Raw genomic sequence first — 20,520 nt, 5'->3', positions numbered from 1 at the left:
TGATAATAATTAGTAAATAATTATCCATATAAAAATATGATAATCAATTAAAACAAAGTATTAATAAAATTGATAAAGCAAAACCACTCCTTTCAAACCCTGTAAAGCAATAAATCGGAACCCCGCAAGCGGGGCCCCCTTGCTTCGCAACCCTGCGGGCGATTTCTAGCTTGACTGGCTTTTCTCTGCGTAGTGAAGGTTATCCAAGAGGTATGTGGCGCTCTGAGTGGCAAGCACTCGACGCTTTCTTCATACCTCCTGGATACAACTGGCTTTTCAAATAAAAGCGGGAAAGAGGGAAGGTAAATAAGTTTGTATTTATTTGTTTTTATTGCATTTTCCCAGCTTCCCATATTTCCCAACTTAATATCCTTTATTGAAATAGACTAGGTAGGGTGGTCATCGCCTCTTTTCGCTTGCGATCTATGATGTCTGTATAGATTTGTGTCGTTTTTAACTCTGAATGACCAAGCAATTTTGAAACAGTATAAATATCGACATCATTAGTTAGCATACGCACAGCAAATGTGTGCCTCGCACAGTGAAAGGTAATGTGCTTTGTAATCCCCGCTCTGAGCATCCATTGTGTTAGTGCAACATTTGTATAGGTCGAGTACTTTAAGCCCTTAAAAACACGCTCATGGTCTTCTCCTGGCGTACCTAATAGCATGGTGGCATCAGATGGGAGGTGGAGGTATTGAAGCTGCTTAGTTTTAATGTGCTGAAAAGTTGCTCGTGGATCGATCATTGTGAGTTTGCCCCACGTTAGCTTTTGAATATCGCACCAGCGCATACCTGTGAGGCATCCGAATAAAAATGCTCGCTTCAGTACATCATACCGGCACTCTGTTTTATAAAGTGCAGTTACTTCTTCCTCTTCTAAGTAATTACGAGGGTTTTGTTCTATCTTGATGCTTTTTACTTCGTTTACAGGATTTCGACGAATAATGCCTTCGTGAAATGCTTTGTTTAAAGCCGCTCTCACTTTATTGAAATAGCATGATGTAGTATTTGAAGAAAGTAGCTTATCTGATTTTGTGCGTGCATGTTTTATTAGGTATGTTCTGAACCCAAGTAATACATCAGCATCGAAGTCAGCAAAGGATAAAGGGTTACCCTCACAATATCTCTTTAGATGCATTAACGATGATTCCCATAGCGATACGTTTGATGGGCTATCAGTGTGCTCTTTGTCATTAATTATTTGCTGCATGTAGCTATAAAAGCTTTCTTGCTGTTTTTCTGAGTCTTCAAAGTGATGCTTGTTGTTAGCTAAATCGACAATCGCTTGCGCTCTTATCTTTTCAGAAATATCTAAGGTCTTTTTATTGTGGTCACGTTGGAACTTGTCTTTAGGGTTGGCATAAATGAACAAGTCCATTGATTGTCTTTTACGGCGTTTAACTCGTTTGCCGTTTTCGTTTAGGTAAGAACCATAATTTCTGGTTAACAGTAGTTGTTGGCGGCCTGTGCTATCAGGTGATTTTTTCTCGATGGTTAGTTTCATAATAACTTCCTCTTTGGTGGACCAATAGTGGCCCACATCAAAGAAGTAGGTGGGCCGTTCAAGACCCATATTATGAAACTAAAGGAAACTATTGAAAGATAAGAAAGTTATTAAACGTATGAATAAATTAGGTTTTTTAACTTAAGTTGGATGTTTGTTTCCTTTAGTTTACCTTGTTATTTACCGATACAGAACGAGCTAAATATCTTACCTAATAAATCATCAGAGCTAAATTCACCAGTAATTTCATTAAGGTATTGCTGTGTTAGGCGTAATTCTTCCGCTAAAATTTCTCCTGCAATGTGCATTTCTAGTTGATCTCGACCTGTATGAAGATGGTGGGCAGCTTTATTGAGTGCCTCTAAATGTCGACGCCTTGCCATAAAACCGCCCTCTGTTGCACCTTGGTAACCCATACACTCTTTAAGGTGTTCTTTGACAAGTTCGATACCTTGGTTGTTTTTCGCGCTTAAACTGATGACAGGGTGATGATGCTGTTGTTGAATACCGACTTGCTCACCTGATAAATCAATTTTATTCCTGATCACCGTAATCCCTAAATTATCAGGTAGTTTATCAACAAACTCAGGCCATATTGTCGCAGGATCGGTTTCATGACTTTCTGTGCCATCAAGCATAAACAGCACGCGATCAGCTTGTTTTATTTCATCCCACGCACGTTCAATTCCTATTTGTTCTACCACATCAGGGCTATCTCGCAGCCCTGCAGTATCGATGATATGAAGTGGCATACCATCGATGTGAATATGCTCTCTAAGAACATCACGAGTGGTGCCTGCTATGTCAGTGACAATCGCTGCATCACGTCCAGCTAGCGCATTGAGTAAACTGGATTTACCGGCATTGGGTCGTCCTGCAATCACCACTCTCATACCTTCGCGAATAATGCTGCCTTGTTTTGCTTGGTTAGTGACTTCAGTCAGTTGTGTGATGATGGTATTTAAATCACCAGATACTTTTCCATCTGAAAGAAAATCGATTTCTTCATCTGGAAAATCAATAGCAGCTTCGACATACATACGCAGATGAATCACTTGTTCAACGAGCGTATCAATATGTTTAGAAAATTCGCCTTGTAGTGAATGTAGCGCGCTTTTTGCTGCTTGTTCTGAGGTTGCATTGATTAAGTCAGCAATGGCTTCTGCTTGCGTTAAATCGAGTTTATCGTTCATAAATGCGCGTTCGCTAAACTCACCTGGTTTGGCTAATCGTACGTCACTTATTTTACAAATTTCTTTGAGCAACATGTCCAGAACAATAGGGCCTCCATGACCTTGTAGCTCTAGCACATCTTCACCAGTAAATGAGTTTGGGCCTTCAAAAAACAATGCGATGCCTTGATCTAGCTCCTCGCCCGACAATGCTTTGAACGGGACATATTCGGCATAACGAGTTTTTGGGCATTTGCCGAGTAGTTGCTCTGCGACAGAGCGTGCTAATTTACCTGAGACGCGAATAATTCCCACGCCACCTCGGCCTGGGGCGGTTGCTTGTGCTGCTATTGTTTCTTGATTGATCATGATGTTATTTCAAAGAAGGACATGGCTTTTATTGTATAACAAAGCATTTGGCGCTGCTATTAAGTCACTCTATAGGCATAAAAAAAGGCGACATAATCGCCGCCTTTTCAATGAGAGAGTCGTTAACCTCTCACTTTTATTCCTTTTTTCTCCATTCCGCGGTAGATGATAAGCATCTGAGCGATAGAGATAAGGTTTGATACTAGCCAGTAAAGAACTAGACCAGATGGGAACCATAGGAAGAAAACAGAAAAGATAACAGGCATATACGTCATCATTTTTTGCTGCATCGGATCCGTGACAGTCATTGGCTGAAGTTTTTGCGTTAAGAACATACTCGCACCAAATAGAATTGGTAAAATGTAGTATGGGTCTTTTGCTGATAAATCCATTAACCACAAACCAAACTCAGCGTGGCGAAGCTCTACTGATTCGAGGAATACGTAGAATAAAGCTAAGAAAATAGGCATTTGTAATAACAGAGGGAAACAGCCACCCATAGGGTTTACTTTTTCTTTGCGGTACATTTCCATCATCGCTTGACCAAACTTTTGTTTGTCATCGCCATGCTTTTCTTTTAACGCCATGATTTTTGGCTGTAAGTTACGCATTTTTGCCATTGAGGTGTATTGCGCTTTGGTTAGCGGATATAAAAGCGTTTTCACAATAATAGTGATGGCAATAATGGCTAAACCCCAGTTGCCTAATAGTGCATATAACCATTTCAACAAGTCAAAAAGAGGCTGACTGATAAAAAATAACCAACCGTAATCAACGGTTAAGTCTAAGTCATCATGTAACGCTTTTAATGCTGCTTGATCTTTTGGACCGACATAAAAAGTTGCGCTTAAATGCTCTTGTTGGCCAGCTGCAATTGTTGTTACCGGTCCTTTTACACCCATAATGGCTGAGTTGTCAGAGAGTTTACGGCTATAAATATTGTTTTGTTCGTCTTGTTTAGGCACCCAAGCACTGACAAAGTAGTGTTGAATAAATGAAACATATCCGCCAGCAGTATCGATGCTGATATTTTTATCTTCGATATCAGAGAAAGAATATTTTTCGTATGGCTTTTCAAACGCACCATATGCAAAACCTAGGTAGCTTTGATCAATCATGCTGCCTTTATCTTGAATTGTGCGTTTGATTTGGCTAAATAACTGCACATTCGCGTTATTGGCCGTGCTGTTGTTAATTGTATATTCAACTTCTACCGCATAGTTACCCGCTTTAAAAACATATGTTTTAATGAACTCGATGCCTTTTGCATCAACATATGTCATTGGAACGCGAAGCTCATCACCTGCTAAGGTGTAACTTGGTTGAGTCGTGTTATAAATCGGACGGCCATTAGGGCTAGCATCAGGGCCATCAATACCAATTAAACCACTTTGTGAATAGTATTGATTTCCAGTTAGTTCACCAAGTAGCATAAATGGTTCTTCACCATGTTGCTCTGTTGGGTATTGCAGTAAATTTACTTCTACAATATCACCACCTTTAGTATCTAACTTAACGGTCAATACATCAGTCGTCACTGAAATATAAGATTGACTTGGACGTTGAATTTGACCCGGTACAGAAGAGTCACTCGATGATGGAATGAATGTATCATCAGTTGATTGAGTGGCGTCGTTTACTTGTGTTGAAGCACTTTGTACGGCTTGAGGCTGAGGACCATAATCACTATTCCATTCCTGAAATAATAAAAATGACACTAGCATTAAGCCGATAAATAAAAACGTGCGTTGAGATTCCATAACAGCTCTTATTTCTCGTATTTATGATTAATTGGATTTTTCGTTCCAGGCACAGGATCATCTCCACCTGAATGCAAAGGATGACATTTCAATATGCGTTTTAACGATAACCAACTGCCTTTAATTAAACCATGATAAGTAATAGCTTCAATGGCGTAACTTGAGCAAGTTGGATTAAAGCGACAATGTGGGCCGAGTAATGGACTAATCCACTTCTGATAACCGCGAATCAAAAACAAGAATATCATTTTGGGTATTTTTGTAATTTGATACATGGTTAATGCCTACACAATAGCCTTAGTGTACAAGTGTAAAACAAATACATTTGTATGTTTTGCATCAGGCAAAACGGCATGATTAAAAGGTGAGCTAAAGATACCCTAAATGCCTTACTAATTCTATCGCTATCGCAATAGTTTGTTTTATTTAGTGGGCTTACGTGGGCGTTTTTTAAACGGTGGAGGCTTAGGTGCGCCAGGTTTACAACGCTCATTAAGCTTTAACCAAAGTTTATTAAGCTGTTTAGTTAATAAAGCATTGTCTTGTTTATCACAGCCATCTTTAACCATTAAAACAATGTCTATATTGTCGAGCTTATGTTGGCTTAAACGAAAACTTTCGCGAGCTAGTCGTTTAATGCGATTACGTTGGTTAGCTTGTTTAACGCGTTTTTTTGCAACGGTTAGACCTAAACGTGGTGTGTTTTCTTGATTAGGTTTTGCAAGCAGGGTGAAGTTTTCAGTGGCAGCCCGAACAGGCTCATTGAAGATTCTTGAATAATGCGAGGGAGTTAACAGACGTAACTCCCTGCCAAAGCCAAAGCTTTCCACTATATTAAGCAGAAAGTACTTTACGGCCTTTTGCACGACGACGAGCAATTAATTTGCGGCCGTTTGTAGTTGCCATGCGAGCACGGAAACCGTGACTACGTTTGCGCTTAAGTACGCTTGGTTGAAAAGTTCTTTTCATAACATTTCTCCGATCGGTTAAAGTAAAAACATCCTATGCAGGTCGCGATCCTGGCACAGGTGCCATTGCGAGCGCGAGATGTTATAGATATGACCTATTAAAGTCAACAATAAATGCCTGCCTTTCACGCTTAATTGATACTTTTTATTGCTTATATATAGAGTGGTGCTTTCTGTTAGGATCAAAACGATCCTTTCTATTAACAAAGTTTTCCACAATCTTTTGGCATAAGTTGATCATAAGCTCTGGAAAAGTAGATTTGATCGCGTTTTTTTTGCTAGATCTATCGCTTTATCGCGAATGTATCTTGATCAAGATAGAAAATATATAAATATAAAAAACAGTGGGTTAGGTTGTTTTGTCGCTCAGATCACAAATTAAAAAAAAATCAATATTGAACTTGTGGATAAACTCGATTCATAATGGCATGCTGTATTGCGTTCTCACACGCTATTTTTGGTCTATTTAGATGACCGGGAATAATGTTTTATCACTGGGAGTTAACTGTGTATCTGTCGGTTTGGCAAAGTTGTTTATATGTCCTACAAGATGAACTACCTTCACAACAATTTAGTATGTGGGTTCGTCCTCTTCAGGCGGAAAGTACCGAGGATACCTTGACTATTTATGCACCGAATCGTTTTGTGCTCGATTGGGTCCGTGAAAAGTATTTAAATCGTATCAATGAATTATTGGTCGAAATTTGTGGGAATGAAACGCCAACCCTGCGTTTTGATGTTGGGAGTAAACCGGTTTTAAATAAACCTGCGCCTGTGGCCAATGTTGATGCTCCAGTAAGCAGTAATAAAACACGGGCCGAGGTCACCGCTCCTCAAGTTGTTGAGCCTGCAGTCAAAAATATACATAAATCAAATATCAAAGAAACTTATACATTCGATAGCTTTGTTGAAGGTAAATCGAATCAACTTGCTAAAGCGGCCGCCTCTCAAGTGTCTGATAACCCAGGTACTGCTTTTAACCCTGTTTTTATCTATGGCGGGACAGGTTTAGGTAAGACGCATTTATTACATGCTGTTGGTAATGGTATTTTGGCTAACAAGCCCAATGCCAAAATAGCTTATATGCATTCAGAGCGCTTTGTACAAGATATGGTGCGTGCGCTACAAAACAATGCGATAGAAGAGTTTAAGCGTTATTACCGAAGTGTTGATGCCTTATTGATTGATGACATTCAGTTTTTTGCAAACAAAGAACGTTCTCAAGAAGAATTTTTCCATACCTTTAATGCATTGCTTGAAGGTAATCAGCAGATCATTTTGACATCAGATCGTTACCCTAAAGAGATCGAAGGGGTCGAAGATCGCCTTAAATCGCGATTTGGTTGGGGATTAACGATCGCGATCGAGCCACCTGAATTAGAAACGCGAGTCGCTATTTTGATGAAAAAGGCGCAGCAGAGTAAAATTAAATTACCCGAAGAAGTCGCCTTTTTTATTGCAAAAAGATTGCGTTCAAATGTAAGAGAGCTAGAAGGTGCACTTAATAGGGTGATAGCGAATGCCAACTTCACTGGTCGTCCTATCACAATTGATTTTGTCAAAGAAGCGCTGCGCGACTTATTAGCATTACAAGACAAATTAGTAACGATTGATAATATTCAACGTACTGTTGCTGAGTATTACCGGATCCGTGTTTCAGATCTACTTTCAAAGCGCCGCAGTCGCTCTGTCGCAAGGCCTCGTCAAGTGGCAATGGCTTTATCAAAAGAACTGACTAATCACAGTCTCCCTGAAATTGGGGATGCATTTGGTGGGCGAGATCACACAACGGTTCTGCATGCGTGTCGTAAAATAAAGTCATTACGTGAAGAAACGCACGAAATTAAAGAAGATTATCAAAACCTAATACGTACACTCTCATCTTAGGGTTATCTCAATTATGCAAATAACAATTCCAAGAGACCAATTTCTTAAGCCTCTCATTCAAGTATCGGGAGCGATAGAGCGCAAGCATACCTTACCGATTCTATCGAACGTATTACTTGAAATCGCAGATGGAAAATTATTGATGACCGGAACCGATTTAGAAATTGAATTGGTTGCTAGCGTGGTACTAAATGACTTTGCTGATAATACAAAGCTCACTTTGCCTGCTAAGAAATTACTCGATATTTGTAAGAGCCTTCCAGATGGCTGTGATTTGACTTTTTCAGCTCAAGAGACACAAGTCTTGCTGACATCAGGCAAAAGTCGTTTTTCTTTAGCATGTCTTCCTGCGATTGATTTTCCAAATTTGGAGCAATGGGATGGTGAAGTTGATTTTCAAATAACCCGTAATGAATTGCGCAAACTTTTAGAAAGTACTCATTTTTCTATGGCGAACCAAGATGTTCGTTATTATTTAAATGGTATGTCATTTGAAGTTGATAACTCTGAGATTAAAACAGTTGCTACAGATGGCCACCGTTTAGCATTATCGCAAAAAAAACTAGATTACTCATTGAATACGCAGCGTCAACTGATCATCCCACGTAAAGGTGTTCAAGAGATTATGCGTCTGATGGTGAGTGACGATAGCTTAGTCACTATTCAATTTGGTGCAAATCACTTTCGTATCATAGATCAAGAGTTTACTTTTACGAGTAAATTAGTTGATGGTCGTTTTCCTGATTATCGCCGTGTATTGCCTCGCGGAGGAGATAAAGTTGTCACCGCTAACAGAGAGTGGTTACGCAGTGCTTTTTCTCGTGTATCTATTTTATCTAATGAAAAATTCAGAGGCGTTAGGCTTAATTTTTCTGCTGGTGAGCTAAAGATTACTGCTAACAATCCAGAACAAGAGCAAGCAGAAGAAGTTGTTGAGGTGTCTTATGATGGACCCGATCTTGAAATTGGATTTAATGTTTCTTATGTATTGGATGTACTCAATACATTAAAAACTGAAGATGTGTCATTTACTTTGTCTGATTCAAACAGCAGTGCGCTAGTTGAAGGGACTGGTGATAATGAAGCTATGTATGTTGTCATGCCGATGCGTTTATAAGAAATGAGCCTTGAGCTACTTAACGTTAAACATTTTCGCAATTTAAGTGATTTATCTTTTAAGCCTGTAAATGGTGTGAATATTATTTACGGTGAAAATGGTAGCGGCAAGACCAGTTTGCTTGAAGCGATTTATTATTTGTCTCATGGTAAATCGTTTCGTACCGTAAAATATAAAAATATTATTAATCATCAACAAGAGTGCTTTTTTATCCATGCAAAAAAGCGTGTTGATCAGTTGGTACTCCCTGTTGGTATTAGTAAAAATCAGACTGGTGACACTGAGTTAAAAATCCAAGGTAAAACCTGTCGCCGTATGGCCGAGTTGGCAGAGCTAATACCAGTCCAAGTTATTACGCCAGAAAGTTACTCTCTTTTTTTTGGTGGTCCTAAAGAACGTCGAAAATTTCTAGATTTCGGATTGTTCCACGTGGAACATCAGTTCTTTTCTTTGTGGGTTTCATTTAATAAACTTCTCAAACAACGAAATGCATTATTAAAACAAAAGCCCCGCAACTATCATGAACAGATAAAGTATTGGGATAAAGAGTTTGTTAGACTGGCTATAGAAATAAATACACTGCGTACCGAATATTTAGAGAGGTTTCGTAGCGTTTTTTTTGATAAAATAGCCGCTAATTTAACACTAGTTTCTGACCTTGAAATCAAGTTTAATAGTGGTTGGAAAACAGAAATTGATTTACAGCAGGTCATGGAGCAAAGCTTTGAGCGAGATATTCGCCAAGGCTTTACCAGCTTTGGACCACATAAAGCTGATATCACTTTTGTAGTAAATGACACCATAGTTGAAAATTATTTTTCGCGTGGTCAATTGAAGTTATTACTGTATGCATTAAAAGTGACACAAAATTGTATAATTGAAGCCGAAACAGAAAAGCAGTCAATTTTACTAATAGATGATTTAAGCTCTGAGTTGAGCGTTGATACTCGAACTGAAGTTGGTCATTTACTTGCCAAATGTCAGTCTCAAATTTTTATCACCGCTATTGATTCTGAGAGTGTATCTGCCGTGTTGGAACCTATGACAAGAAAATTAGAAATGTTCCACGTGAAACATGGCAACCTTATAACAAGTTAATTGGAATAAACCATGTCTGAAAATTACGATTCGTCGAGTATAAAAGTACTAAAAGGATTGGATGCAGTACGAAAGCGTCCAGGTATGTACATTGGAGACACGGATGATGGTTCCGGTCTACACCACATGGTCTTCGAAGTTGTCGATAACTCGATTGATGAAGCATTAGCGGGTCATTGTGATGATATCTATATAACCATTCATACAGATGGTTCTGTATCAGTTCGCGATAATGGACGTGGTATCCCGACATCAATCCATGAAGAAGAAGGCGTATCTGCCGCAGAAGTTATTATGACTGTACTTCATGCCGGTGGTAAGTTTGATGATAACTCTTATAAAGTATCTGGTGGTCTGCATGGTGTAGGTGTATCGGTAGTAAATGCACTTTCAGAAAAACTGCGTTTAACTATTCGACGTGAAGGTAAAATTCACGAACAAACCTACACACGCGGTGAGCCTGATGCACCGCTTGCAGCTATAGGTGATTCTGAAACGACAGGAACTGAGATACGATTTTGGCCAAGTGGTGAAACATTCACGAATCTAGATTTTCATTACGACATCTTAGCGAAGCGTTTACGTGAGTTATCATTCTTAAATTCTGGTGTCAGTATTATCTTAACGGATGAGCGTGATGAGCGAACGGATCATTTCAAATATGAAGGGGGCATCAAAGCCTTCGTTGAATATTTAAATAAAAATAAAACCCCAGTTCATCAAAATGTTTTCCATTTTACTTCGACTCGTGAAGAAGACGGCATCAGTGTTGAAGTGGCAATGCAATGGAATGATGGCTTCCAGGAAGGCATATATTGTTTTACTAACAATATTCCACAGCGCGATGGTGGCACACACTTAGCGGGTTTCCGCGGTGCATTAACCCGTACTTTAAACAACTATATGGATAAAGAAGGGTTTAACAAAAAAGAGAAAACAAGTGCATCAGGTGATGATGCTCGTGAAGGATTAACAGCTGTTATCTCTGTAAAAGTGCCAGATCCGAAATTTTCTTCACAAACAAAAGATAAGCTTGTATCTAGTGAAGTAAAATCAGCGGTTGAACAAGCGATGGCTGAAAAACTCAGTGAGTTTTTATTAGAGCATCCAAACGAAGCTAAAATCGTTGTTACAAAAATAGTAGATGCAGCCAGAGCGCGTGAAGCTGCTCGTCGAGCTCGTGATATGACGCGTCGTAAAGGTGCGATGGATTTAGCCGGCTTACCTGGTAAGTTAGCCGATTGCCAAGAAAAAGATCCTGCACTATCTGAACTATATATAGTGGAAGGGGACTCGGCCGGTGGCTCAGCCAAACAAGGTCGAAACCGTAAAAATCAAGCTATCTTGCCATTAAAAGGAAAGATACTGAACGTAGAAAAAGCACGTTTTGATAAAATGCTTTCATCGCAAGAAGTCGCGACATTAATAACTGCGTTAGGTTGTGGCATAGGACGTGATGAATATAAGCCAGAAAAACTACGTTATCACAGCATTATAATCATGACTGATGCGGATGTTGATGGTTCTCACATTCGTACATTACTGTTAACTTTCTTCTATCGTCAAATGCCAGAAATCGTAGAACGAGGGTATATTTATATTGCGCAGCCTCCTTTATATAAAGTGAAAAAAGGCAAGCAAGAACGCTATATTAAAGATGATCCAGCCTTAACTGAGTACCTCACAACGTTAGCGTTAGAGGGAAGTTCTCTGTATGTTAACGAGCAAGCTCCCGCAATTAGCGGTGTTGCTTTAGAGAATATAGTAAAAGATTATCAAGCTACAGAAGCTGTAATTGCGCGTTTAAAGAGAAAGTATCCAGAATCAATCTTAGATGAATTAATTTATCAGCCAGGCTTAGATGAAGCAGATTTAAAAAATGCTGATAAAGTTGCATCGTGGACACAAAACTTAGTGGATGCATTAGTGCGTGATGATGTTGATGCAACACAATTTAAAGCAAACACTCATTTTGATGCCGAGCGTAATATCACCTTGCCTGTTATCACTATTCGTCAGCATGGTATCGATAAAGACCACCTATTAAACTTAGATTTCTTAGCGTCAACAGATTATAAGAAAATAAAGAAAACAGGTGAGTTAATGTCTAACCTTATTGAAGAAGGTGGTTATATTCAACGAGGCGAGAAAACTCAAGTCGTGAGTAACTTTGTTGAAGCCCTTGATTGGTTAATCGCTGAGTCAAAACGTGGTTTATATATCCAACGCTATAAAGGATTAGGCGAGATGAATCCTAGCCAGTTGTGGGAAACGACTATGGATCCAAGTGCCCGCCGTATGTTGCAAGTTACAATTGAAGATGCAATTGCCGCGGATCAACTCTTTGCGACTTTGATGGGTGACCAAGTTGAACCTCGTCGTGAGTTTATTGAGAAGAATGCACTACGCGTAGTTAATCTTGATATATAAAGATTAAAAAACGATTTGAAAAAGGAGGCGCTTAGTCTCCTTTTTTATTTTTGTATCTTAAATAAACTGCTTAAAACCAGCTTCATCACAGGTTATACTGGAGCTAATTTCTGGCTGTCAAAAGCAATAAAAGACTAAAATCAATCATGCAAAAATACGATACTAAGACCTTTCAAGGTTTAATCTTGGCATTACAAGATTATTGGGCGCAGCAAGGCTGTGTCATTGCGCAACCTCTCGATATGGAAGTAGGTGCAGGTACTTTTCACCCATTAACATTTCTTAAATCAATTGGCCCTGAGCCGATGTCGAGTGCTTACGTTCAACCATGTCGTCGACCAACAGATGGACGGTATGGCGAAAATCCAAATCGCTTACAACACTACTACCAATTTCAAGTAGTTTTAAAACCATCACCAGATAATATTCAAGAGCTTTATCTTGGTTCGTTAGCGGCTATGGGGATTGATACATTAACGGATGAAGTTCGTTTTGTTGAAGATAACTGGGAATCACCGACATTAGGTGCCTGGGGTCTTGGTTGGGAAATCTGGCTTAACGGTATGGAAGTGACGCAGTTTACATATTTTCAGCAAGTGGGTGGATTAGAGTGTTCTCCAGTAACTGGCGAAATCACTTATGGTTTAGAGCGCCTTGCGATGTATATACAAGGCGTTGATAGTATCTATGACTTAGTCTGGGCTGATGGTCCAATGGGGAAAGTCACTTATGGTGATGTTTTCCATCAAAATGAAGTTGAGCAATCAACGTATAATTTTGAGCATGCTGATGTCTCAGCTTTATTTGCACAATTTGATCAATGTGAAAAAGAAAGCCAAAAGTTAATTGAAGCGGGCTTACCACTACCAGCTTATGAGCAAGTGATGAAAGCCTCACATGCATTTAACTTATTAGATGCACGTCATGCTATTTCTGTTACAGAACGCCAACGTTATATTCTTCGTGTTAGAGCATTATCAAAAGCATGTGCACAAAGCTATTATGAAGCACGTGAAGCGCTCGGTTTCCCATTGTGTAAGAAGTAAGGTATCGAAATGAAGACAGAAAATTTATTAATTGAAATCGGTACTGAAGAGTTACCTCCAAAATCATTACGTCAATTAGCAGAAGCCTTATTAGCAAATTTTACGGCTGAGCTCTCTACGCTTGAATTAAGTTTTGAAAGTGCATCATGGTATGCATCTCCTCGTAGACTGGGTGTGAAAGTTAATGGGCTAATTGCGGCGCAACAAGATAAAGAAGTTGAAAAAAGAGGACCTGCAATTCAAGCTGCCTTTGATGCTGATGGTAACCCAACTAAAGCTGCAATGGGTTGGGCTCGTGGCTGTGGAATAGAAGTCGCAGATGCACAACGTCTAGAGACAGACAAAGGCGCGTGGTTATTGCACATTGCTAAAGTAGCTGGTCAAGCTGTTGAAGCGCTAATACCGCAAGCATTAACGAATGCGCTTGGTAAACTTCCAATTGCTAAACCGATGCGTTGGGGAGCAAATAAAACCCAATTTATTCGTCCTGTTCACACCGTGACGGTATTTTATGGCAATAAGCTAGTCAATGGGACTGTATTAGATAAAGAGGTCTCTAATCAATTACAGGGCCATCGTTTTCATCACCCTGAACGCGTGACAATTAACCATGCTGATGATGCGTTTAACGTATTAAAATCAGCTTATGTTATTGCTGATTATGAAGAGCGTAAAGCATTAATCAAACAGCAAATAGAACAACAAGCCGCTGCTAATAACGCTGTTGTTGCGATGGACGAAGATTTACTTGAAGAAGTCACATCTTTAGTAGAGTGGCCTGTTACTTTAGTTGCGACATTCGAGGAGTCGTTTTTATCGGTGCCTGCAGAAGCACTGATCTATACGATGAAAGATGACCAAAAGTACTTTCCGTTATTAGATCAAGATGGCAACTTGCTCAATAAGTTTTTATTCGTATCGAATATAGAAAGCAAAAACCCAGCGCAAGTGATTGCCGGTAACGAAAAAGTTGTTCGTCCACGCTTAGCTGATGCGCAGTTCTTTTTTGAAACTGATAAAAAGAAAACACTAGAAAGCCGCTTAACATCGTTAGATACGGTTTTATTTCAAAAGCAGCTTGGTACATTAAAAGACAAATCTGAACGTATTGCAGAACTTTCTGGTTTTATCGCACAGACATTAAATGTAGATGTCGCTGATGCAACGCGCGCAGGTTTGTTAAGTAAAACAGACCTAATGACCGAAATGGTGATGGAGTTTACAGATGTTCAAGGTGTGATGGGGATGCACTATGCTCGCCATGATGGTGAATCCGAAGCGGTCGCTTTAGCACAAAACGAACAATATATGCCTCGTTTTGCAGGTGACAATTTGCCAAGTAGCGCGATTAGTTGCGCCGTTGCACTGGCCGATAAGTTTGACACTTTAGTCGGTATTTTTGGTATTGGCCAAGCACCAAAAGGCGATAAAGATCCATTTGCACTGCGTCGCGCTGCCATTGGTGCATTACGTATTATGGTTGAAAAAGAGCTGGCGTTAGATGTAAATGATATTATTGCAAAATCCATAAGCTTGTTTGGTGACAAATTATCAAATGAAAAAGTGGCTGAAGATGTCTTTGAATTCTTACTTGGTCGCTTTAGATCTTGGTATCAAGATCAAGGTATAGAAGTAGATATCATCCAGGCTGTTCTGGCGCGCCGCCCGAGCCAACCAGTTGATTTCGACCGTCGTGTAAAAGCCGTTAGTCACTTTAGAAGTCTTGAGCAAGCAAGTGCATTAGCCGCCGCAAATAAGCGTGTAGCTAATATCTTAGCTAAAAATGATTTCACTGCAGCTGATAGCATTAATGAATCCCTGTTGATTGAAGATGCAGAAAAAGCCCTTGCTGCAGAAGTAAAACGTTATCAACAAGAACTCACTGAGGCGATTGCCAGTGGTGATTACCAAGCTGTATTGGTGAGCCTTGCAGATATTCGTGAGCCTGTAGATGTGTTTTTTGATAATGTCATGGTGATGGCTGAAGATGAAGCCGTGAAACAAAACCGATTTACTTTACTAAGTGAATTGAGAAGTTTGTTTTTACAAGTTGCCGACATTTCTGTTTTACAGAAGTAATAAAAAAAGCCGACGAAAGTCGGCTTTTTTCTTGTAAAAATAAACTGAATAATAAAGGTAATACACTTGAATGTTGTTGAATTTTTTAACACTATATTCACTACAATCAGAAAGATATCGTCAGGATAATAATAATGAAAAAATTGATTTTACCTTTAACCGCTGCTGTCGTTTTGAGCGCATGCTCAAGCACCGATTCATTTACTTCAGATGAACCAAGTGCAAGTAAAGTAGATCAAACCATGTATCTACGCGGTGACTTTTCTTTATGGGAAAGTCAGCCTGAGTACCAATTAAATGCAATTAGTCGCGATATATTCCAAACTAGAATTAAATTCACCACAGCAGATAAAGCCTACGAATTTAAAATAGCAGATGAAAACTGGTCTGCAGGATTGAACTGCGGTTACAAAAATGAAGATTTAGATAAATTTTTAGAACTGGGCATTCCAGTGCAGGCAAACTGTAACAGTGTTTATAATTACTTTAGCTTTACGCCTTATGAAGCCGGTTGGTATGAGGTCAGTATTAATTTTCGTAACTTAGATAAACCGTTGGTGACGATTAATCAAATATTTGAGTAATAGTAAAACTTTCGTGACTAAGTGAAGTCAGGATGTGTAGAAGAAAAAGGCGTGTAGTTATTACAGGCCTTTTTTAATAACATACTTAAATGGGAGCTCATCAGTTTGCTCAGCAAGTAAGGTGTGATCCATAAAGCGGCAAAAGCTTGGGATATCTCGGGTCGTAGAAGGGTCATCAGCAAGAATTAACACCGTTTGTCCGGCTTCCATTTTTCTGATGGTGCCTCTTACCATCATCACGGGCTCTGGGCACCGTAAACCAATTGCATCTAAAGTGTGATCAGTTGAATCAAATAACGACATAATAATCTCTAAATTAAATTAGGCGCTAGTTTAGGGCTTTCTTTCGTGAGCTTCAAATTTAAATTAATCTACGGCGGTATCGACTTGTTGTGGAATTAAAGTAAAGACTAAAAATGCGAAGTCATGCTTAATTTCATACTGCTCTAATCGACCGATTATTGCATCTGTTAGTGTGGTGCCTTGCGTCAGCACAATGTTGCCATTGGCATATTTGACATCTTGCGCAATGATCATTCCAGGCTTAAGCATATCTGTAGTCAAACAAAATTGAGCATCACTACCTGATGGAATATCTTTAAGCAGGGCAGTAAAGGCTTCAATAATTTTTTTATCATAGATACGATTTGATTGTGCTTTTAGAGCTTGGAGAGCATCTCTTGGGCTGAGTTTTTTTCCAGTAAAATATCCGCTTATATATTTATCATAATCACGAACGACAGCCAAAATACGCGAACCAATGGGGATGTCTTCACCTTGCTTCAGATCTGGAAATCCTTTTCCTGCATAGCGTTCATATTGATAGCGAAGAATATCTGAAACCTCATGCAATGAAGGGATAATATCAATAATATCAGCCCCTTTATTGGCCTGTTTGTGGAGAATTAATAATTCTTCGGCACTCATTTTTGATTCAGGCTTAGTGAGTAATTCTTCAGGCAACGCGATTTTACCAAGTTCATGCAAAGACGCTGCAAGGTATAAATAAGTGAGTTGGCTCTTCTCTAGCTTGAGTTTATGGCCCAGTAACCTACATTGTTTTGCAATGCGAACATCATCGGAATAATGGCTGCCTCGTTGCTCTGCTGCAATTAAAGAGATCATTTCGATAATTTGATGTAACAACTTTCGTTGTTTGCCTGCGGCGGTAGACAGTCTTTGTAGGCTTAAACGAAGTGACTGAGTTTGTTCTTGTACTTTTTTATCAAGGGTCTGATTGAGTTCCTCAAGCGCTTTGTTTTTTTGAATAAGCTGTTTACTTAACTGCTCATTCTTAGCTTCTAAAATGACAGCCTGCACGGAATCCTCGACAACCTCTTTGATACGGTCATTATCCCAAGGTTTTGTAATGTAAGCATGAATACCCCCTTGGTTGATTGCTTCGATAGTGCTGTCCATATCGGAGTAGCCAGAAAGTAAAATACGTTTTGCTTTTGGTTGTATTTGTTTGGTCGCTGCTAAAACTTTTGCACCTGTGATGTTAGGCATGCGCATATCGCTAATGACTAAATGGACTCGAGTGGTGTTTAAAAACTCTATGGCTTGTGCTGGGTCATCAAACGTAAAGGTTTCATAATCACGACGAAAGATACGTTTAAGCGCCATCAACACCTCAGGCTCATCATCAACAAACATGATTTTAGGCTTAAATTTATCTGTCATATTTGAAAATCTCTTTGGTTAGGACTAAAAACTATAGAGTACTCAGTCGAGTGCTAGGATTTTAATTAATTATAGATTACACGATGATAATTGCTGATTTTTTCTATTTTATTAGTCATTTAACTGCCTTTGAGGTTGCTTGTGTCACAAACAGAACAGCAGGATAGTGCATTATTAGCGCTCAAAGCAGAGCTAGAAACAGAAAAGTCAGAACGAGAACATTGTGAGGCTCAGTTAAAAGCAACTAAGCAAGCACTGATTGATACTCAATCAGAGTTAGAGTTTGCTGGGAGTTCAACAGAATCTCGGCAAAACCAATTAGAATTTTTGACTTATTTGGCGACGGTAACGTTTAGCCAAGAAAAGTTAGAGGGCATCATTCAGAGCTTTTTATTGAGATGTGCTAATTTTTTTATGTCCACCAGCGCTTATATCCATGGAGGAGAAGCTAAGAGCACAAAGGTGCCGCTTTTATCAGACAAGGCATCCGCAGGCTCCTTGGCTGAAAACCTATCTGATATTGACTTAACTCAAGTTATCGCTTCTATTCAAGAAGCTGAGAATGAAACCGTATTGATGTCTGGAGAACAATTTTTTTTAAAAAGCCATCCGCTTGTCAAAACCTATCAATATGTTGTTGTCTTGCCGCTATTTTCGATTAAAAGTCATTATCATTTATTGGCTATCTTTTTTAAAGACGACCACATGCTCGATAGTTCTAAGTTACAGACATTGGAGTCTGGGCGTAACTTAGTCAAAATAGCGATCGCAAGAAAGCTAGCGCAAATAAAACTAGATAAAAAATATAATGAGTTGAATGTGGCTTATCATTCATTAGAGCAAGCACAACGACAATTAACTCAAGCAGAAAAGATGGCCTCAATTGGACAGTTAGCTGCGGGTGTCGCACATGAGATAAACAATCCGATTGGCTTTGTGATGAGTAATATTAATTCTCTGCAAGAATATGTGTCCGATCTTAAGGAGTATTTTCAGCAAAGTAACGAAGGTAAACTCGAAGAAGAAGATAAAACAGAGGTCGCATTTTTACTCAATGACAGCGGTGAAATTATCGATTCATGCAAAAGTGGCTTAACTCGAGTGTGTACAATTGTAAAAGACCTGAAAACGTTTTCGCACTCTGGGCAAGAGCAATTTATTGAGTTCAGTGTCAATGAGTGTATTGAGTCAGCACTCAATATTTTAGCGTCTGAATTTAAATATGAAGCGTATGAAATAAAAAAACAATTTTCAGATGTAATCGATGAGGTGACAGGGACTAAAAATCAATTAGAGCAAGTGATTTTGAATATCTTAGTCAATGCTAAACAAGCTATGCCTGATGGCGGTGAAATTAGTATTTCAACCTATATGGATGATGATTTTATCTGTATTTCTATTCAGGACTTTGGGTGTGGAATGGATGAAGCCACGCAGCAAAAATTGTTTGATCCTTTTTTTACCACAAAGCCGGTAGGGATAGGCACGGGCCTTGGGTTATCAATTAGCTTTGGCATCATAGAGGCACATCACGGTACCATTGAAGTAAGTAGTAAAGTGGGTGAAGGCAGTTGTTTTACAATTAAGCTGCCCTCACCGAGTAAGCAAAAAAAAAGCAACACAGAGAGTGTTGCTTAATGCAAAAAAGATACTGCTTATGTGCGTTCGAAAACCGTGGCAATGCCTTGGCCTAGACCAATACACATTGTTGCTAAACCATATTTAGCGTCTTTTTCTTCCATTAAATTAATTAGCGTTGTACTGATACGAGTACCCGAACATCCTAATGGATGACCTAACGAAATCGCGCCACCATTGAGGTTTACTTTTTCATCGACAACATCAGCAAGGCCTAAGTCTTTAAGCACTGGCAATGCCTGTGCTGCAAACGCTTCATTGAGTTCTGCAACACCGATATCTTCAATTGTAATACCCGCGTCTTTTAACGCTTTTTGGCTGGCAGGAACTGGGCCGTAGCCCATAATTGATGGATCACAACCAGCAACAGCCATTGACTTGACTCGAGCTCGGATAGGTAAGCCAAGCTCGATGGCTTTTTCTTCAGACATCATTAACATTGCTGAAGCACCATCTGATAACGCAGATGAAGTGCCCGCTGTCACAGTACCGCTAGCAGGGTTAAATGCTGGGCGTAATTGTGATAACCCTTCAAGGTTTGTTTCTGGGCGAATTACTTCGTCGGTATCAATGCTGATCAGTGTACCGTCTTCATCGTGGCCAAGTGTCGGAAGGATTTCGTTTTTGAAACGCCCTTCAACTGTCGCGGCATAAGCACGTTGATGTGAACGAACAGCGAATTCATCTTGTTGTTGGCGACTAATGCCGTGTAAGGTTGCTAAATACTCAGCGGTTAAGCCCATCATACCTGCAGCTTGTGCGACAGATTTAGACAACCCAGAGTGGAAGTCAACACCATGGCTCATTGGTACATGTCCCATGTGCTCAACACCACCGACAATGTATACATCACCGGCGCCGGTCATGATGGCACGAGCTGCATCATGAATGGCTTGCATTGATGAACCACATAGACGATTCACGGTTACAGCTGGTACTGTGTGTGGGATCCCTGCAAGTAAGGCTGCATTACGTGCAATGTTAAAGCCTTGCTCTAAAGTTTGTTGAACACAACCCCAATAGATATCATCTATTTGTGCAGGTTCTAGTGCTGGATTACGTTCAAGTAAGCCTTTCATTAAATGAGCGCTTAGGTCTTCGGCACGGGTATGTTTGAAAATACCATTACGTGAACGCCCCATAGGTGTACGAATACAATCAACGATTACTGGAGTTTTCATG

Annotated in this window: 17 protein-coding genes; 8 read left to right on the top strand and 9 right to left on the bottom strand. The window is 39.6% G+C overall.

All coding sequences use genetic code 11. The features are described from left to right. Positions 1-373: 373 nt before the first annotated feature. The 6 genes from PULV_RS13785 to rpmH form a co-directional block, all read right to left on the bottom strand. A complete protein-coding gene (locus tag PULV_RS13785; protein ID WP_193332015.1) occupies positions 374-1,507 on the bottom strand; it encodes a site-specific integrase in 1,134 nt (377 codons plus the stop codon). Positions 1,508-1,683: 176 nt separating this feature from the next. Beyond that, a complete protein-coding gene (gene mnmE, locus PULV_RS13780) occupies positions 1,684-3,048 on the bottom strand; it encodes a tRNA uridine-5-carboxymethylaminomethyl(34) synthesis GTPase MnmE (protein WP_193332014.1) in 1,365 nt (454 codons plus the stop codon). A gap of 122 nt (positions 3,049-3,170) precedes the next feature. Then, positions 3,171-4,808, bottom strand: a complete 1,638-nt coding sequence (yidC, locus tag PULV_RS13775) for a membrane protein insertase YidC (RefSeq protein WP_086745805.1) — start codon at positions 4,806-4,808, stop codon at positions 3,171-3,173. 8 nt (positions 4,809-4,816) lie between these two features. Continuing rightward, positions 4,817-5,083, bottom strand: coding sequence for a membrane protein insertion efficiency factor YidD (gene yidD, locus PULV_RS13770; RefSeq protein ID WP_193332013.1), 267 nt, complete (start codon positions 5,081-5,083; stop codon positions 4,817-4,819). Positions 5,084-5,230: 147 nt separating this feature from the next. Further along, a complete protein-coding gene (rnpA, locus tag PULV_RS13765) occupies positions 5,231-5,638 on the bottom strand; it encodes a ribonuclease P protein component (protein ID WP_086745807.1) in 408 nt (135 codons plus the stop codon). Between the two features lie 4 nt (positions 5,639-5,642). Further along, entirely contained in the window at positions 5,643-5,777 is a 135-nt protein-coding gene (rpmH, locus tag PULV_RS13760) for a 50S ribosomal protein L34 (RefSeq protein ID WP_086745808.1), read from the bottom strand. A 506-nt stretch (positions 5,778-6,283) separates the two neighbouring features. Between rpmH and dnaA the strand changes: the two genes are divergently transcribed. From dnaA to PULV_RS13725, 7 genes are all read left to right on the top strand, one after another. Then, a complete protein-coding gene (dnaA, locus tag PULV_RS13755) occupies positions 6,284-7,663 on the top strand; it encodes a chromosomal replication initiator protein DnaA (protein ID WP_086745851.1) in 1,380 nt (459 codons plus the stop codon). A 13-nt stretch (positions 7,664-7,676) separates the two neighbouring features. After that, positions 7,677-8,780: a DNA polymerase III subunit beta gene (gene dnaN / locus PULV_RS13750; protein ID WP_086745809.1), complete on the top strand. Its 1,104-nt coding sequence runs from the start codon at positions 7,677-7,679 to the stop codon at positions 8,778-8,780. A gap of 3 nt (positions 8,781-8,783) precedes the next feature. Then, positions 8,784-9,878 carry a DNA replication/repair protein RecF gene (recF, locus tag PULV_RS13745; RefSeq protein WP_193332012.1) on the top strand — a complete coding sequence of 365 codons (1,095 nt, stop codon included), beginning with the start codon at positions 8,784-8,786 and terminating at the stop codon, positions 9,876-9,878. A gap of 12 nt (positions 9,879-9,890) precedes the next feature. Continuing rightward, positions 9,891-12,308 (top strand): DNA topoisomerase (ATP-hydrolyzing) subunit B, encoded by a 2,418-nt coding sequence (gyrB, locus tag PULV_RS13740; protein WP_193332011.1) that lies wholly within the window; start codon positions 9,891-9,893, stop codon positions 12,306-12,308. Positions 12,309-12,454: 146 nt separating this feature from the next. Next, entirely contained in the window at positions 12,455-13,354 is a 900-nt protein-coding gene (gene glyQ / locus PULV_RS13735; protein WP_086745812.1) for a glycine--tRNA ligase subunit alpha, read from the top strand. Positions 13,355-13,363: 9 nt separating this feature from the next. After that, on the top strand, positions 13,364-15,433 hold the full coding sequence (glyS, locus tag PULV_RS13730) for a glycine--tRNA ligase subunit beta (protein ID WP_193332010.1): 2,070 nt from the start codon (positions 13,364-13,366) through the stop codon (positions 15,431-15,433). A gap of 134 nt (positions 15,434-15,567) precedes the next feature. After that, positions 15,568-16,017, top strand: coding sequence for a lipoprotein (locus PULV_RS13725; protein WP_086745814.1), 450 nt, complete (start codon positions 15,568-15,570; stop codon positions 16,015-16,017). Positions 16,018-16,077: 60 nt separating this feature from the next. On the opposite strand, the gene tusA is transcribed toward PULV_RS13725, so the two are convergent. Next, entirely contained in the window at positions 16,078-16,320 is a 243-nt protein-coding gene (gene tusA, locus PULV_RS13720; protein WP_086745815.1) for a sulfurtransferase TusA, read from the bottom strand. 63 nt (positions 16,321-16,383) lie between these two features. Then, positions 16,384-17,700 (bottom strand): HD domain-containing phosphohydrolase, encoded by a 1,317-nt coding sequence (locus tag PULV_RS13715; protein ID WP_086745816.1) that lies wholly within the window; start codon positions 17,698-17,700, stop codon positions 16,384-16,386. Between the two features lie 141 nt (positions 17,701-17,841). Between PULV_RS13715 and PULV_RS13710 the strand changes: the two genes are divergently transcribed. Beyond that, complete coding sequence (locus tag PULV_RS13710; RefSeq protein ID WP_193332009.1) at positions 17,842-19,338, top strand: sensor histidine kinase; 1,497 nt, start codon at positions 17,842-17,844, stop codon at positions 19,336-19,338. Between the two features lie 17 nt (positions 19,339-19,355). On the opposite strand, the gene fadA is transcribed toward PULV_RS13710, so the two are convergent. Beyond that, positions 19,356-20,519 carry an acetyl-CoA C-acyltransferase FadA gene (gene fadA, locus PULV_RS13705; RefSeq protein ID WP_086745818.1) on the bottom strand — a complete coding sequence of 388 codons (1,164 nt, stop codon included), beginning with the start codon at positions 20,517-20,519 and terminating at the stop codon, positions 19,356-19,358. Position 20,520 lies beyond the last annotated feature (1 nt).

The organism is Pseudoalteromonas ulvae UL12, assembly GCF_014925405.1.
Taxonomy (GTDB): domain Bacteria; phylum Pseudomonadota; class Gammaproteobacteria; order Enterobacterales; family Alteromonadaceae; genus Pseudoalteromonas; species Pseudoalteromonas ulvae.
The sequence above is the reverse complement of the archived record's forward strand: the minus strand, read 5'-3'. Positions and strand labels throughout refer to the sequence as shown.